We start from the raw sequence: 15,635 nt of genomic DNA on the forward strand, positions 1-15,635 counted from the left end.
TCAGCTTTTCACACGACCCACGGGAGTCCGGTGCACCGGGCTGAGAGGGGGCTTAGTAGCCCCGACCGTAGAACCTGATCCGGATCATGCCGGCGCAGGGAGGAGACCAGCATGCTGGGCAGAGTCCACCTCATCACCGACAGCAGGCCCGGCGCGGATCCGGTGCGCCAAGTGCGTTCCGTGTTGAGCGTGGCCACCGCGGACCTGGTGATTCAGTTCCGTCCCGCCGACGACTGGCCCGACCGTCTCGTTTACTACCAGGCCCTCGAAATCCTTGCCATGACAAGCGATTTGGGGGTACTGCTGCTCGTCAACGACCGGTTAGACATCGCTCTGGCCGCCGGGGCCGGCGGCGCCCATGTAGGCGCGCAAGACCTTCCGGTTTCCGTGGCGAGGCGCCTGCTCGGCGCGGGGGCGGTGCTCGGCGCGACAGCTCGTGACGCGCCCACCGCGAAGCAGGCAATGCTCGACGGTGCCACCTATGTCGGAGTGGGGCCCTGTTTCCAAAGCTCCACAAAGGACGGTCTACCAGCTCCACTTGGTCCGTCCGGATTGGCTCAGGTGACCCCCTACGCCCCGGTCATCGCGATCGGCGGCGTCACCCTCGAGCGCGTCCCGTCACTGCTGGCCGCGGGTGCCCACGGGGTGGCGGTGGTAGCCGCAGTGGCGGAAGCCAAAGACCCATGCCGGGCCCTGGCTGACCTTCTCGACACGGTGTCGCGGCACACGGTCCACAGCGAGCCGAGGGTGCTGGCGCCGTGAGGGTGGGCGTCATCGGTGGTGGAATCATTGGGCTCAGCATCGGCTGGGAATGCTCGCGGCGCGGGCACGAAGTCGTGGTTGTCGACCCCGCGCCGGGGCGAGGCGCCTCGCACGTGGCGGCCGGAATGCTTGCGCCCGTGGGGGAGTCGTACTTCGGTGAGCACGAGCTGACCCGGCTGCTCGTGGAGGCGGCCGCGGCCTGGCCCGGTTTCGTGACGGCGCTCGGCGGGGACCTCGGCTACCGCAGCGAAGGAACACTCCAGATTGGACTCACCGTCGACGATCTCGCGGATCTGAAGCGCCTGTGGGAACACCAGAAGACGCTGGGCTTCGCGGTGGAGCCGGTCGCCCCCAGCGATGTCGAGCCGAGCCTGCATCCGCGGGCCCGTGGTGTCCTGGTCCCGGCGGATCACCAGGTCGATCCCAGGCGGGTGGTCAACCGGCTGCTGTCAGAGGTTACGGTCGCCGAGTCGCTGGACGACGTCGACATCACCGTGCTCGCGGCCGGAATAGGCAGCGCCGCATGGGGTTTGCCCATCCGTCCGGTCAAGGGAGTGGTGCTTCGCCTGCGCGGCCCGCACCTGCTCGACCATGTGATTCGGGGGATAGCCGACCGAAGGCCGGTCTATCTGGTGCCGCGCGACGACGGCGAAGTGCTGATGGGCGCAAGCATGCGCGAAAGCGCCGACACGGCGGCGAGCGCGGGTGAGGTTCGTGACCTGCTGCGCTCCGCCACCGATCTGGTGCCAGACCTGGCCGAGCACACGCTGGCCGAGGTGTCGGTCGGGCATCGTCCCGCCACACCGGACGGCGCACCGATCGTCGGTCAGCTGCGCCCGGATCTGCTTGTCGCGACCGGACACTACCGGCACGGCGTGCTGGCGGCTCCGCTGACCGCGACAGCCATCGCCGACTTGGTGGAAGGCAAGCCGCTGCCCGCGATTTGGCAGCCGTTCCAGCCCGGGAGGTTCGCATGAACATAGTCATCCTCAACGACACGCCGCGAGAGGTGGTCCCCGACCAGACCGTGGCCGAGCTGCTGAGCGAGCTTGTGTTGCCCGCCAGGGGAATCGCGGTGGCGGTCAACGGCGAGGTGGTGCGCCGAGGGGACTGGCCCACCCATCACCTGCGCGACGGAGACCGGGTCGAGGTTCTCAGCGCGGCACAGGGCGGCTGAGATGGATGACCTGCTTCGCTTGGCCGACACCGATTTCAGCAGCCGGCTCATCCTCGGCACCGGCGGCGCGACCAGCCTGCTGGCGCTCGAAAGGGCAATCGTGGCCTCCGGCGCTCAGCTCGTCACGGTCGCGCTGCGCCGCGTCGACGTCACCACGCCCAGCCTGATGGAGGTGCTGGAACGTTGCGGGGTAAGGCTTTTACCCAACACGGCCGGATGCTACACAGCCGCCGACGCGGTGCGCACGGCTCGGCTTGGCCGGGAGGCGTTCGGTACGGACTGGGTCAAGCTGGAGGTCATAGGCGACGAGCGGACCCTGTTGCCCGACGCGGTTGAGCTGATCAAGGCTGCCGCCCAGCTGGTTGCCGACGGGTTCGTGGTTTTGCCTTACACCACAGACGATCCGGTCCTCGCCCGCCGCCTGGCCGACCTCGGCTGCGCGGCGGTGATGCCGGCCGGAGCGCCCATCGGTTCGGGCCTCGGCATCACCAACCCGCACCACCTGGAGCTGCTTCGGGAGGCCGTCACCTGCCCGGTGATCCTCGACGCCGGCATCGGCACGGCCAGCGACGCCGCGCTCGCGATGGAGCTGGGCTGCGACGCGGTCCTGCTCGCCAGCGCAGTCACCCGCGCCCAGGACCCAACCGCGATGGCCGCCGCCATGCGCCATGCGGTGATAGCGGGCCGGCTCGCCGCAAGAGCCGGCCGCATCCCCCGCCTCACCCACGCCCAAGCCTCCACCCCCGGCCACCCCACATGGTGACCCCCCACCGCGCCGTGGCGGGTGAAGGGTGAAGGGGATGGAGTTGGGGTTGGTGGTGGTTACCGATCGGGGGATGGCTGGGGGGAAGGCGCGGCTGGTGGAGGTGGTGGCGCGGGCTCTGGAGGGTGGAGCGCGGACGGTTTTGTTGCGGGAGAAGGATTTGGGGCGCGAGGAGCGGCTCGAGCTGGCGGAGGCGTTGCGGGCGCTGGGGGCCTGTGTCATCGCTGCGGGGGCCGATCGGCTCGGCGGGAACGCCGTGCACCTTAGCTCGACCGAGTCAGCTGTAGCAGCCAGGTTGACAGGGCGGTCCTGCCACGACAAGGCTGAGGTCATGCGATCCAAAGAGGACTATGTGACGCTGTCGCCGATCTTCCCCAGCCGTAGCAAGCCCGGATATGGGCCGGCTCTTGGCGTTAGCGCGCTTGGCATTGGTACCAAGGAAATAGTGGCTTTAGGGGGTATAGAAACCCCGGCGCAAGCAAGGGCATGCCGGGAAGCGGGGGCGGCCGGCGTGGCCGTCATGGGGGCGATCATGCGCGCGGAGGATCCCGCGGCCGTGGTGCGAGGACTGCTGGCATGACACCAACGGTTGCGCTGACCATCGCGGGGTCCGATTCCGGTGCAGGGGCAGGGATTCAGGCCGATCTGAAGACCTTCGCGGCGCTCGGCTGCTACGGCACTTCGGTGCTGACCGCGGTCACGGCGCAGAACACGGTGGAGGTCAGGGACGTGTTCGCGTTGCCACCCACCGTGGTGGGGCTGCAGCTGGCCGCGGTGCTGGATGACTTCCAGGTGGCCGCGGTGAAGGTGGGCATGGTGGCCAGCGGGGAGATCGCGGCGACCATCACGGCTCGGGCCAGAGCTGGTGAGCTGCCCAATTTGGTGGTGGATCCGGTGCTGACCGCATCGAGCGGGCGCAGGCTGGGCATCGCGAGCGCCATCGAGCGGCTGCTGCCCTACGCCACAGTGATCACCCCTAACCAGTCCGAGGCTTCGGCTTTGCTCGGCTGGCAGGTGTCGACTCCGACCGACATGGCCGGCGCGGCCTCGCAACTGGCCGCGCACGGCGCCAAGTGTGTGGTGGTGACCGGTGGTGAGGGCGTGGGCGAGGACGCGGTGGACGCGATGTGGACGTCAAAAGGCGTGCGGATGCTCAAAGCCCCACGCGTGGACACCCGCAACACCCACGGCACCGGATGCACCTACTCCGCGGCGATCACAGCGCGTCTAGCGCTCGGCTACCCGCTGGAGGACTCGATCGACTTTGCGAAGCGATATGTGCGCGCGGCGCTGATCGCGGCGCAGGGATGGCGGCTTGGCAGCGGTGTCGGGCCATTGAATCACTTCGTTAGGGGTCAAGATGCGACGTAAGGTCTATGTCGGCTCGCTCAGGGTGCCTTTCGCGTCGGTGGAGCTGGCGGAGGACAACCCGCCGGTTCTGCTCTATGACACGTCGGGTCCGTCCACTTTCGACAGTCTGCCCCGAAGGGACTGGATTGCGCAGCGGGCCGGTGGACCGGTCACCCAGCTGGCGTTGGCGCGGCAGGGGGTGATTACCAAGGAGATGGAGTTTGTGGCGACCCGCGAGGGTGTCGAGCCGGAACTGGTGCGGCACGAGATTGCGGCGGGCCGAGCGGTGCTTCCCGCCAACGTCAACCATCCCGAGCTGGAACCGATGATCATTGGGAAAGCGTTTCTGGTCAAGGTAAACGCGAACATCGGCACCTCGGCGGTCACCTCGGATGTCGCCACCGAGGTGGAAAAGCTCACCTGGGCCACGAGATGGGGCGCGGACACGGTGATGGATCTGTCCACCGGACCGCACATCCACGCCACCCGCGAGGCGATTGTCCGCAACTCGGCTGTCCCGATCGGGACGGTGCCCATCTACCAAGCCCTCGAAAAGTGCAATGGCGACCCGATCAAGCTGAGCTGGGAGCTGTACCGGGACACCATCATCGAGCAGGCCGAGCAGGGCGTGGACTACATGACCGTGCACGCCGGGGTGCTGCTGCCGCACATCCCGCTCACCACGGATCGGGTCACCGGCATCGTGTCGCGCGGCGGCTCCATCATGGCCGCCTGGTGCTTGGCGCATCACGAGGAGAACTTCCTGTACACCAACTTCGCCGAGCTGTGCGCGCTGTTCGCCAAGTACGACATCACCTTCTCGCTCGGGGACGGCCTGCGGCCGGGTTCCATCGCCGACGCCAACGACGAGGCCCAGCTTGCCGAGCTGCGCACGCTCGGTGAGCTGACGAAGATCGCGTGGGAGCACGACGTCCAGGTGATGATCGAAGGGCCGGGTCACGTGCCGATGCACAAAATCAAGGAGAACGTCGACCTGCAGCAGCAGTGGTGCCACGAGGCGCCCTTCTACACGCTGGGCCCGCTGACCACCGACATCGCGCCCGCCTACGACCACATCACGTCAGCCATTGGTGCGGCCATGATCGCCATGTACGGCACCGCCATGCTCTGCTACGTGACCCCCAAAGAGCATCTGGGCCTGCCCAACCGCGAAGACGTCAAGGCCGGGGTGATCGCCTACAAGATCGCAGCGCACGCCGCCGATCTGGCCAAAGGCCACCCGGGCGCGCAGGCGTGGGACGACGCGCTGTCCAAGGCGCGCTTCGAATTCCGCTGGGAGGACCAGTTCAACCTTTCCCTCGACCCGGTAACCGCGCGCGAGTACCACGACGAGACACTTCCGGCCCCGGCCGCAAAAACGGCTCACTTCTGCTCTATGTGCGGGCCGAAGTTCTGTTCGATGAAGATCAGTCACGAGATCAAAGCGGCGGGGATGAAGGAGAAGTCAGAGGAATTCGTCGCTTCGGGCGGTCGGGTATACCTGCCGCTCGCGTGAGCTGCGGGGAAGCAACGCGATGATCGTCGAGAGGGTCAACCCGACCACGACGGCGATCATCGCCCCCAGATAGCCGTCGGCCTGGCCGGTCAGCTTCTGCGGGCCGGGCCCGCTGAGCAGGTAGGCGAGGCCGGCCAGCAGTGGACCGGCCGTGCCGCTCAACGCGATCAGGATGCGGGGTTGCCGCCGTGCCCGGCCCACGATGGCCACCAGGATGCCCACCGCCGCGGCCAACACGGGCATGCTGAACGACGCCCGCGGGATCGGTTCAAGCGTGCTGATGTCGAGCACGCCCAGCCTCGGCTGCTCGAGATAGAGCCGGCCGAACAGCGGCGGGATTTCGCTGATGGAGACCACGGCCAGTACCCAGATGGAGAACGTGAAATAGGCGACATTGGTGGTCATCGGTGCGTTCCCGGCGATGATGGCGCTCATCCCTATCCCCACCGCGAGCGCGGCGCAGACCGTGAAAGCCACCGTTATGGCGGGGTTGACCGGAAGACCGAGCTTGGCGTCGATCGCCGGATAGACCGTCAGCGGGAGGCTGGCCACACCGGCGCCCAGCCCGGCAGCGCTCGCGGCGACCAGGCGCACCCCGATGCCGACGCTGAGCCGCTTGGTGAGCAGGCGCGACAGGCCGGCCGCATAGGCCCCGCCGCCGACCACGGCGGTCAGGATGAACCAGGCGATCCAGGTCAGCTGGATGTTCCAGTCGCCATCGGCCTCGGCGAAGTCACGATTGAGCCGTAACGCGCCGAGCCCATAGACCACACCGAATTGAGCTGCGCTGATGAGGGCGGCACTGGCGAATCCGGCCGCGAAAATCCGTGCCCAAAACTTCATTTCGGACATCCACCAACGAAGTGGCGAGGCGGTAGAGAGCGCTTCACGCGGGGAACATACCGCTAGTCGACCGGCAGTCGATAGCCCCGTTTGACCACGGTCTGTACGAACGACGGGTTGCCCAGGCCAGCCCTTAGCCGGGCCACCGCCATTTCCACGGCATGCTCGTCGGCCCCCCGAGGCAGCGCGGGCAACAGCGATGCTCGCGAGCGAACCTTTCCCGGTACCGTCGCCAGCGCGCGCAGAACGGCCATAGGTGCCGGGGCCAGTGGCCGCAGCGCACCATCGACCATCGCCGCGTGCCCCCGCAACACCAGCGAGTGGCCGGCCACCTCGATGGAGATAGCGCGCTGGGGAAGTTCGTCGGCGATCGCGCGGACCAGGGCCCCCAACCGCGCCCGGCCCGGGGCGATGACCGGGATCCCTTGGCGGATAAGCGGCGCAGCGGTCACCGGGCCGACGCAGGCAGCCAGCACGTCGGAGCGAAGCGCCTCCATCACGGCATCGGCCCCCACCCCGGCCGCGGCGAGCAAAGCCCCCACGGCGGGAGCGGAGGTGAACGTGATCGCATCCACCAGCCGGCTGGTGATCAGGTCGACGAGACGGTGCAGCGGAGCCGAATCCAGCGGAGGCGCCCACCGGTAGACGGGCACCTCGATGACCTCGGCCCCGGCCGCGCGCAGCGAGGCGCAGAACTCAGGCTGCTGCTCCCCGTGCAGCTGTACGGCGATGACCGTGCCGCTCACCCCGCGCCGCAGCAGATGGGCCAGGCACTCGTCGCAGCTTTCCGAGTCGGGCGACCATCGGTCGACCAGCCCGGCCGCCCGCACCGCGCCGCGCGCTTTGGGCCCGCGCGCCAGGATGTAGGCGTCGGCGAGAACCAGCCGCAGCGGGTCGGCCAAACCCCAGCCCTCGGCCGCCTCCAGCCAGCCGCGCATGCCGATGCCGGTGTTGGCGACCACGATGTCCGGTGGGGTGTCCAGACAGCGCCTGGTGGCCTCGCGCAGTTGCGAATCGTCGTGCAGCGGCACTATCCGCAACGCCGGGGCGATAACCACCCGTGCTCCCCGCCGCTCCAAGAGCGCGGCGAGCTCGTCGCGTCTTCGGTCAGCGGTGACGCCGATGGTGAACCCCGAGAGTTCTGTCATGAGACAGCCACTTCAACCAGTCCACCGTTACATCGCACCGGATAGGTGGGCAGGCTGACGCCTGGAACGTCGAGGCACTCACCCGTACGCAGGTCGTAGACCTGCTTGTGCAAGGGCGAGGCGATGGTGGGCGCGTCGCCCCGCGAGCCGACGATGCCCCGGGACATGACCTGCGCCCCGGCCAGGGGATCGCGGTTGTCGATGGCGAAAACCGCACCGTCGTAGGTGCGGATCAGGGCAACCTGGATGCTGCCGATCAGGGCAGCGGCGCCCCGCTCCGGCTGGAGGCGCTCAAGCGGGCAAACCAATGTCCATTGCGTCTTCATCTGGGCACCTTCTGACCTCGTTCGAATGTGAAATTGATTTCGGGGTCGGGGGTGTCCGGCGCGTTCACGAAGGAGACGAACCGGGCGAGGCGTTGCGGGTCATCGAGGGTTTCGCGCCACTCATCGGCGTAGGACTCGACGTGACGGGCGATCATCGCGTCCAGTTCGGCGCACAGGCCGAGCGAGTCATCGATGATGACCTCACGCAGGTGGTCGAGGCCGCCCTCCATCGCCTCGATCCAGGAAGCGGTGCGCTGCAAGCGATCCGCTGTCCGGATGTAGTACATGAGGAAGCGGTCGATGGTGCGGATCAGGTCCTCGGTCGAGACGTCGGTGAGGAAGAGGTCGGCGTGGCGCGGCTTGAACCCGCCGTTGCCGCCCACGTAAAGGTTCCAGCCCTGTTCGGTGGCGATGACCCCGAAGTCCTTGCTGCGCGCCTCGGCGCATTCGCGGGCGCAGCCGCTGACGGCCGACTTTATTTTGTGCGGCGCGCGCAGCCCCCTGTACCGCAGCTCGAGCTCGATGGCGAGCCGGACCGAGTCCTGCACGCCATAGCGGCACCAGGTGGAGCCGACGCAGCTCTTGACTGTCCGCAGCGCCTTGCCGTAGGCGTGCCCGGACTCGAACCCCGCATCGACCAGCCGTCGCCAGATCTGGGGAAGCTGCTCGACCCGCGCGCCGAACAGGTCGATGCGCTGGCCACCGGTGATTTTCGTGTAGAGCCCGAAGTCCCGCGCGACCTCGCCCACCACGATGAGCTTGTCCGGCGTGATCTCACCGCCGGGGATGCGCGGGACGACGCTGTAGGTGCCGTCGCGCTGGATGTTGGCCAGGAAGTGGTCATTGGTGTCCTGCAACGCGGCTTGCTCGCCGTCGAGGATGTAGCCGTTGCTCATGCTGGCCAGGATCGAGGCGACGGCCGGCTTGCATATGTCGCAGCCGCGCCCGCGTCCGTGCTCGGCGATGAGCAGGTTGAAGGAGGTGATCTGCCGGACCCGGATGACGTCGAAGAGCTCCTGGCGGGAAAGGTCGAAATGCTCGCACAGCGCTTTGCTCTGCTGGACACCGCATTCGGTCAGCAGCTGCTTGAGAAGCGGGACACACGAGCCACAGCCCGTCCCCGCTTTGGTGCATTCCTTTAGCGCGGGTACGTCGGCACAGCCCAACGTGATCGCATTCGTGACCTGCGCCTTGGTCACCGCGTGACATGAGCACACCTGGGCGCCGTCGTTGAGCGGAGTGCTGGTCTGTCCGGATAGGACGGACAGCGGAGAGGCGGGCAACGGCCCGCCCAGGCACGCGCGCAGCGAGGGGTAGGCCGCGGCATCGCCCACCAGGATCCCGCCGAGCAGAGTCTGCGCGTCGTCGGTGAGAAGCAGCTTGGCGTAGACACCCGTGACCTGATCGGTGATCACGACATCGAGCCCCTCGGCGAACGGGGTGCCGAAGCTCGCCACATCCACGCCGAGCAGTTTGAGCTTGGTGGACGTATCGGGTGTGGCCATCGTGGCGGTGCCGCCGGTCAGCCGATCGGCGACCACCTCGGCCATGGCGTAGCCGGGTGCCACCAACCCGTAGCAGACCCCTTGCAGCGCAGCGCATTCTCCGATCGCCCAGATCGCCGGGTCTTCGGTCGCGCAGGACTCGTCGACAAGGTAGCCGCCGCGCGGACCCTTGGGCAGATCGACCAGCTCGTCGCGGGGCCGGATGCCGGCCGCGATGACGACGACATCGGCCTCGAGCGTGCCGCCGTCGGCAAAGGTCATGATATGGCGGTCTACGCCGACACATCCCCGTCCGGTGTGGACGGTGACACCGAGCGCGTCTATGTGCCGCTTGAGGATTGCACCGCCGCCCTCGTCGACCTGCATCGGCATCAGCCGTGGCGCGAACTCCACGACATGGGTGGACAGGCCCATGCCGCGCAGGGCATTGGCGGCCTCGAGCCCGAGCAGGCCGCCACCCAGCACCACGCCTGTCTTCTTTCCTGACGCGGCGGCCCGCATCGCTTCCAGATCCTCGATGGTCCGGTAGACCAGGCAGCTCTCCGCGCCCGGGAAGGGCGGCACGAACGGCCGCGAGCCGGTGGCCAGAACCAGGGCGTCATAAGGGATTTCGCCATTGATCAGCTTGCGTTCCCGGTCGACCTGGATCGCGGGCGTCCCGAGCCGCACCTGCACCCCGGGCGGTGGACCACCCAGATCCAGCTCAGCGCCCTCGAACCAGGACGTGAGCCGCACCCGGTCGTAGGCCGGCCGGTGCTCCTCGGCCAGCACCGTCACCTGCCAGTGGGTGCCGTCGCGCTCCGTCAGCGCTTCCAGGAACCGCTGGGCGACCATCCCATAGCCGGCGATGACTAGATGTTTCACGCTGCGGTCACCAGCCAATCCACAATGCCTTCCACCGCATCGCGGCAGGTGCCGCAGCCGGTGGTCGCCTTGGTCGCACCGACCAGGGCCTCCATGCCGTGCGCCCCTTCGCGCCAGCACCTGACGAGCTCGCCCTTGCTGACTGAATTGCACTGGCACACCGTCGCCCCATCCGGCATCAGTGCCGGAGTGTCCACAGTCGACGGTGTACCACCCCCGATCGCCCTGCCAAGGAGCAGTGCTCGCCGGTCGGAAGGCACCGTTGCCCGGCGGTCGAAGAGCTGGATCACCTGGCCGATGCTCGGATTGTCGCCGAGCATCACCGCCCCGGCGACGCGGTCGTCGCGGATGAGCAGCCGTGCGTAGGTGCCGCGGGCCGGATCGGCGAAGCTGAGATCCTCGTCGTGCGGCGCGGCCTGCATGCTGCCCATCGCGGCCAGATCGATGCCGGAGGCTTTCAGCCGGGTCACCGGCGCCGCCGGCGAGTAGACGGCGAGCGGCTCGGCGCCGCTCAGCTGCCTGGCGATGACCCGAGCCTGCTCCCAGGCCGGTGCCACCAGCCCGCCGACCTCGTTGCCGAGCTGGGCACAGTCACCGAGCGCGGAGATCCGGCGATCCGAGGTGCGCAACCGTTCATCCACCACAATTCCGCGGTCGACCACCAGCCCCGCCTGCTTGGCCAGCGCCACGTCGGGCCTTACCCCGCACGCCACCACCAACAGGTCGGCGCTCAGCACCCGCCCGTCCGCCAGCGTCAGCTCCGCACCGGCGCCGGCGGTGGCGCCAGCGGTCGCGGTGGCACCGGCGGTGGCGGAAGCACCGGCCATGGCGGGGAAGCGGGCGGAGGTGGTGGCGGCGGCGAGATGCACGGTGATGTGCAGCGCTTCCAGCGTGCGCTCCAGGACGCGCGAGGCGGCCGGATCGAGCTGGCGCTCCATCAGGTGGCCGACGGCGTGGACGACCTCCACCCGCAGACCGCGCAGGGCCAGCCCGCGGGCGGCCTCCAAGCCGAGGAGACCGCCACCGAGGACTAGCGCCGACTCCGCGGTGGCGGCCGCCTCGAGAATGCGGTGGCAATCGTCGAGCGTCCGGAAGGTGAAAGCGTGCTCCAGGCCGGGAACCGGGGGTACCAGGGCCTGCGAGCCGGTGGCGAGCACGAGATGGTCGTAGGGAAGCAGCGTGCCGTCGGCCAGCCGCACGGTCTGCGCCGCGCGATCGATCGCGATCGCGGCGACACCCACCCGGGCCTTGGCGCGCGTGGACATCGAGATGTCGGCCGGGCGGTGCTTACCGGCCAGCACCGAGGAGAGCAGGATGCGGTTGTAGGCGGAATGGATCTCCGCTCCGACGACGGTGACGTCAGCGTCCATCGCGGAAAGCTCGTCGGCGAGACGAGCCCCGGCCATGCCGAAGCCAACAATGACGATTTTCATGATTGGGCTGCCTCCAGGCGGACCGCGCACACCTTGAACTCGGGCATCCGGGAGATCGGGTCGAGCGCATCGCTGGTCAGCGAATTGGCTCGGGCCGCCCCGGCGTAGTGGAAGGGCATGAAGACGGTGTCCGGCCGGATGGTGGCCGATAGCCGGGCGGGCGCGACGGCCTCGCCGCGGCGGCTTGTCACCCTCACGAGCTGGCCCTCGGCGAAGCCCAGATCGGGATGCAGCTCAATGAAAGGCTCGCCCCGCAACGACTTCACGCGTCTGCTCTGCGCCCCCGACTGGTACTGGGTGAGCACCCGTCCGGTCGTCAGATACAGCGGAAAGTCGGAGTCGATCTCTTCGGCCACGGGGCGGTGTTCCACCGCGACCATGCGGGCCCGGCCATCGGGCGTGGCAAAGGATTTCTCGAAGAGCCGCGGCGTGCCTGCCCGGTCTGCGTCGGGGCAGGGCCAGAAAACGCCGCCCTCGGCGTCAACCCGCTCCCAAGTGACGCCTGCGTAATCAGCCACCCCTCCCGCAGTGGCACGCCGCAGCTCCTCGAAGACAGTGTGCGGGTCAGAATCAAACCGCACACCTTTTTCTCCGCTGCCGAGCTTGGAGGCAAGCTCGGCAATCACCGCCAGATCCGTCCCTATCCCCGGCGGTGGCTCCCGGAGAGCGCGTCTTCTAAGAACACGGCCCTCCAGATTGGTCATAGTGCCATCTTCTTCGGCCCACTGGGTTACAGGCAGAACAACATCTGCTATGACAGCCGTCTCACTGAGGACAAAGTCGCAGACCACCAGGAGATCGAGACTTTCAAGGCGCTTGGTGATGTTGTTCGCATGCGGTGCTGAAACCACAGGGTTGGAGCCGAAGACAAGTAACGCTTTGACCTCTTTGCCCAGGCAATCTAGTAGCTCATAGGCGGAAAGACCAGGCCCGGGAAGGGATTCCGGCTCAACCCCCCAGACGGAAGCGACATGCGAACGGGCAACAGGATCATCTATTCGTCTATAACCGGGAAGCTGATCGGCTTTTTGTCCGTGCTCGCGTCCGCCCTGTCCATTTCCCTGGCCGGTGAGACACCCGTACCCGGAGCCCGGCCGGCCCGGCAAACCCAGCGCCAGCGCGAGGTTGATGAGGGCGGTGACCGTGTCCACGCCCTTGCTGTGCTGCTCGGCTCCGCGCGCGGTGAGGATGATGGCCCGCCCGTTGGCAAGCGCGCGGGCGGTGGCTTCCAAGTCGGTGACCGGTACCCCCGTGATCCGTTCCACGCGGGCGGGCCAGTATCCTGCGGCGCTTGCCCGGACCGCCTCCCAGCCCGCTGTCCGCTCGTCCAGATAGGACTGATCGATCAGCCCTTCGGCGATCACGAGATGGAGAAGCCCAAGGGCGAGCGCCAGATCCGTCCCGGGGGTGGGCTGCAGATGAATGGTGGCGGCGCGCGCGGTCATGGTGGCGCGCGGGTCCACGACTATCTGCACGCCCCCGTTTTCCCTTTGCTCCGTCAGGTACCGGGCAAAAGGCGGCATGGTCTCGGCGACGTTGCCGCCCACGAGCAGAAGCGTGTCGGCCTTGGCGATGTCGGCCATCGGAAAGGGCAGCCCCCGGTCGATGCCGAAGGCGCGATTGCTCGCCGCCGCGGCCGAGCTCATACAGAAGCGGCCGTTGTAGTCGATGTTCTTGGTGCCCAGGGCAACCCGGGCGAACTTGCCCAGCGAATAGCACTTCTCATTGGTCAGCCCGCCGCCGCCGAACACGGCAACGGCATCAGGCCCATGGGTTAGCTGGATGTCCAGAATTTTCGCCACGATCAGCGAGTAGGCCTCATCCCAGGTGGCAGGCTGACCGGAGATCAGCGGCGTGGTAAGCCTTTCCGGATGATCGAGCAGCTCGGCCGCTGTCCAGCCCTTCTGGCATAACCCGCCCCGATTTGTCGGAAAATCGCGGGAGCCCACCTCGACCCGGCCGTCGGCGCCTTCGCGCAGCATCATCCCGCACTGCAAAGCGCAGTAAGGGCAATGTGTCGCGACCTCTCGCATGCCCTTCAGCGTGGGTTATCGCGATTTCACTGCCGCGTCCCATGTGTTTCGAGCACGCTACGGCCCCCGCACGTTCGAAGGATACCGATGTGCCCGAATGGCCGATTCACGCAATTCACACATCGGGTGACGATCAACTCACGGTGGGTAAAAGGTGCTAATCACTCATCTGCTTGGCACGAAGAAAAGGATGACCGATGGTCATACCAAGCGTAGTGTTCATGGCATGACTGCCAAGGTGACCCTCTCGTTTACGGACGAGACGATCGAAGACGCGAGGCGCTATGCCGAGCGCGATGGCTTATCGCTATCGGCCTGGATGGACCAGGCAGCTCGGGAGAAAGCGCAGCGAGAGCTCTTCACTGCACACGCCGCTGTGGTGCGGCGCGCCGGCTATGACCGGCTGGAAAAGCACGCTCTGGATGATGAGCGTGAAGTAGAGATGGTGCGCAACGAGATCCGGGGGCGGCGTGCTGCACAGAGGTGAGATCTGGCGCATAGAGGGAGCCCGAGAGCGGCTCGGCCTCGTGATCAGCTCTGACGTTTACAACGGCACGGACGTGCCGATTGTTCTCGTCGCTGAAGTCGTCGAGGAAGAGGAGCTCAGAGATTCGCCCTTAGCTGTTCCGATGGGCGAGTTCGTCATTATGCCGGACCGGGTCTCTTCCCCTATGAAACGCTGGTTCACCGATATGGTCGACGTCGCGGACACCGACACCATGAACCGGGTCGGACGGGCCCTGAGGATTATTCAGGACCTATAGCGTCGTCATCTTTCGGGCATTGCTTACGGAGATCTTCCGCCATTGGAGCGAAGATCTCCGTAAGTGTTTGTACCTGCTCCGGCGTGAGCCGATCGATGAAAAAGGCGCGCACCTGCTCGACGTGAAACGGCGCCACCTTCTCGATGGTGTCCCAGCCGTGCTCGGTGAGCACCGCGAACTGGCCACGCCGATCGCCCTCGCAGCTCTCCCGCCGCACCAGGCCGGCCCGCTCCATGCGGGTGATCTGATGGGATAGCCGGCTCTTCTCCAGCAGCGTTCCCTTGGCCAGCTCCCACATGCGAAGCCGGCGCTCAGGCGACTCGGAGAGCCGCACCAGCACCTCGTAGTCCGAACCGGACAGCCCGTGCTGCTGATGGCCACGCTCCAGCTCGACCGCGAGCAGGCGGTTGGCGGCAAGATAGCTGCGCCAGGCGCGCTGTTCCGCCTCGCTTAGCCATCGCGGTGCTGGGGCTGTCATGGCTCCCACTCTAATGAGCGTCTCAGATTGTGCTGACGACGTCGTCGTACTCCAGACGCGGGCTGCGGGCGAACCAGGCATTCTCGCCGGGCTTGCCGATGTTCACGACCGCCAGCACCTCGTGCTCGCCGTCGGGGAAGAATTCCTTGTTGATGCCGGCCTTGTCGTAACCGGTCATCGGGCCGGCGTAGAGGCCAGCCGCGCGCACGCCCAGGATGAAGTAGCCGACCTGAAGCGCGCCATTGAATTTCGCCGTCTCGGCGCGGGCGTGGTCGTCGCCGGTGAACCAGTCGCGCACCCCGGGCACGTGCGGGAAGGTGCGGTGGAACTCATCGTGGAAGTGGGTGTCCGCGGCGAGGATGGCGGTAAGCGGCGCCGACGCGGTCTTGGGCTTGTTGCCCTCGCCCATGTGCGAGACGAGCCTCTCGCGCGCCTGCGGCGAGCGCACCAGAACGATACGCAGCGGCTGCATGTTCAGCGAAGTGGGCGCGAACTTCACCAGGTCGTAGATCGCCTGGATCTGATCATCCGAGACGGGCTCGTCGGTGAAGGTGTTCGCGGTCCGGGCCTGACGGAACAGAAGGTCCTGGGCCGACTCGTCTAGCAAAAGGCTCATACCAGCTAGATTACGAGAAAGTTGAAGCTTCAACAATGGTATGTGACCTGCTCAACC

The 15,635-nt window shown here is 67.1% G+C and carries 17 protein-coding genes and 1 riboswitch; of the genes, 9 read left to right on the forward strand and 8 right to left on the reverse strand.

What is annotated here, in order from left to right:
- Window positions 1–9 precede the first annotated feature (9 nt).
- Window positions 10–118, forward strand: a riboswitch (TPP riboswitch).
- The 7 genes from thiE to thiC all read left to right on the forward strand — a co-directional run bounded on the left by thiE (window position 112) and on the right by thiC (window position 5,568).
- Window positions 112–762, forward strand: a complete 651-nt coding sequence (gene thiE / locus Rhe02_RS11865; protein ID WP_203908206.1) for a thiamine phosphate synthase — start codon at window positions 112–114, stop codon at window positions 760–762. Its footprint overlaps the riboswitch before it by 7 nt.
- Window positions 759–1,739, forward strand: coding sequence for an FAD-dependent oxidoreductase (locus tag Rhe02_RS11870; RefSeq protein ID WP_239123694.1), 981 nt, complete (start codon window positions 759–761; stop codon window positions 1,737–1,739). The genes thiE and Rhe02_RS11870 overlap by 4 nt, the downstream gene beginning before the upstream one ends.
- Window positions 1,736–1,939 carry a sulfur carrier protein ThiS gene (gene thiS, locus Rhe02_RS11875; protein ID WP_203908207.1) on the forward strand — a complete coding sequence of 68 codons (204 nt, stop codon included), beginning with the start codon at window positions 1,736–1,738 and terminating at the stop codon, window positions 1,937–1,939. The genes Rhe02_RS11870 and thiS overlap by 4 nt, the downstream gene beginning before the upstream one ends.
- Window position 1,940: 1 nt before the next feature.
- Window positions 1,941–2,702 (forward strand): thiazole synthase, encoded by a 762-nt coding sequence (locus Rhe02_RS11880; protein ID WP_203908208.1) that lies wholly within the window; start codon window positions 1,941–1,943, stop codon window positions 2,700–2,702.
- 37 nt (window positions 2,703–2,739) lie between these two features.
- Window positions 2,740–3,282: a thiamine phosphate synthase gene (locus Rhe02_RS11885; RefSeq protein WP_203908209.1), complete on the forward strand. Its 543-nt coding sequence runs from the start codon at window positions 2,740–2,742 to the stop codon at window positions 3,280–3,282.
- A complete protein-coding gene (gene thiD, locus Rhe02_RS11890) occupies window positions 3,279–4,073 on the forward strand; it encodes a bifunctional hydroxymethylpyrimidine kinase/phosphomethylpyrimidine kinase (protein ID WP_203908210.1) in 795 nt (264 codons plus the stop codon). The genes Rhe02_RS11885 and thiD overlap by 4 nt, the downstream gene beginning before the upstream one ends.
- Window positions 4,063–5,568 carry a phosphomethylpyrimidine synthase ThiC gene (gene thiC, locus Rhe02_RS11895; RefSeq protein WP_203908211.1) on the forward strand — a complete coding sequence of 502 codons (1,506 nt, stop codon included), beginning with the start codon at window positions 4,063–4,065 and terminating at the stop codon, window positions 5,566–5,568. Before thiD ends, thiC begins: the two co-directional genes overlap by 11 nt.
- On the opposite strand, the gene Rhe02_RS11900 is transcribed toward thiC, so the two are convergent.
- The 6 genes from Rhe02_RS11900 to Rhe02_RS11925 form a co-directional block, all read right to left on the reverse strand.
- A complete protein-coding gene (locus tag Rhe02_RS11900) occupies window positions 5,518–6,411 on the reverse strand; it encodes a hypothetical protein (RefSeq protein WP_203908212.1) in 894 nt (297 codons plus the stop codon). The genes thiC and Rhe02_RS11900 overlap by 51 nt on opposite strands.
- A gap of 62 nt (window positions 6,412–6,473) precedes the next feature.
- Window positions 6,474–7,559 (reverse strand): uroporphyrinogen-III synthase, encoded by a 1,086-nt coding sequence (locus Rhe02_RS11905; RefSeq protein ID WP_203908213.1) that lies wholly within the window; start codon window positions 7,557–7,559, stop codon window positions 6,474–6,476.
- Window positions 7,556–7,885, reverse strand: a complete 330-nt coding sequence (gene nirD / locus Rhe02_RS11910; protein ID WP_203908214.1) for a nitrite reductase small subunit NirD — start codon at window positions 7,883–7,885, stop codon at window positions 7,556–7,558. The genes Rhe02_RS11905 and nirD overlap by 4 nt, the downstream gene beginning before the upstream one ends.
- Window positions 7,882–10,254, reverse strand: a complete 2,373-nt coding sequence (gene nirB / locus Rhe02_RS11915; protein ID WP_275412608.1) for a nitrite reductase large subunit NirB — start codon at window positions 10,252–10,254, stop codon at window positions 7,882–7,884. The genes nirD and nirB overlap by 4 nt, the downstream gene beginning before the upstream one ends.
- Window positions 10,251–11,687, reverse strand: a complete 1,437-nt coding sequence (locus Rhe02_RS11920) for an FAD-dependent oxidoreductase (RefSeq protein WP_203908215.1) — start codon at window positions 11,685–11,687, stop codon at window positions 10,251–10,253. Before Rhe02_RS11920 ends, nirB begins: the two co-directional genes overlap by 4 nt.
- Complete coding sequence (locus Rhe02_RS11925; RefSeq protein ID WP_203908216.1) at window positions 11,684–13,720, reverse strand: molybdopterin oxidoreductase family protein; 2,037 nt, start codon at window positions 13,718–13,720, stop codon at window positions 11,684–11,686. Before Rhe02_RS11925 ends, Rhe02_RS11920 begins: the two co-directional genes overlap by 4 nt.
- A 226-nt stretch (window positions 13,721–13,946) precedes the next feature.
- On the opposite strand from Rhe02_RS11925, the gene Rhe02_RS11930 reads away from it, so the two are divergent.
- Both Rhe02_RS11930 and Rhe02_RS11935 read left to right on the forward strand, forming a co-directional pair.
- A complete protein-coding gene (locus Rhe02_RS11930; RefSeq protein ID WP_203908217.1) occupies window positions 13,947–14,207 on the forward strand; it encodes a DUF6364 family protein in 261 nt (86 codons plus the stop codon).
- Entirely contained in the window at window positions 14,191–14,484 is a 294-nt protein-coding gene (locus tag Rhe02_RS11935) for a type II toxin-antitoxin system PemK/MazF family toxin (RefSeq protein WP_203908218.1), read from the forward strand. The genes Rhe02_RS11930 and Rhe02_RS11935 overlap by 17 nt, the downstream gene beginning before the upstream one ends.
- Here the strand turns inward: Rhe02_RS11935 and Rhe02_RS11940 are convergent.
- Together Rhe02_RS11940 and Rhe02_RS11945 are read right to left on the reverse strand one after the other, a co-directional pair.
- Complete coding sequence (locus Rhe02_RS11940; protein WP_203908219.1) at window positions 14,468–14,962, reverse strand: MarR family winged helix-turn-helix transcriptional regulator; 495 nt, start codon at window positions 14,960–14,962, stop codon at window positions 14,468–14,470. The two genes, Rhe02_RS11935 and Rhe02_RS11940, sit on opposite strands and share 17 nt — an antisense overlap.
- A gap of 22 nt (window positions 14,963–14,984) precedes the next feature.
- On the reverse strand, window positions 14,985–15,578 hold the full coding sequence (locus tag Rhe02_RS11945) for a malonic semialdehyde reductase (protein WP_203908220.1): 594 nt from the start codon (window positions 15,576–15,578) through the stop codon (window positions 14,985–14,987).
- Window positions 15,579–15,635: the final 57 nt, after the last annotated feature.

The organism is Rhizocola hellebori (assembly GCF_016862955.1).
Lineage (GTDB): Bacteria > Actinomycetota > Actinomycetes > Mycobacteriales > Micromonosporaceae > Rhizocola > Rhizocola hellebori.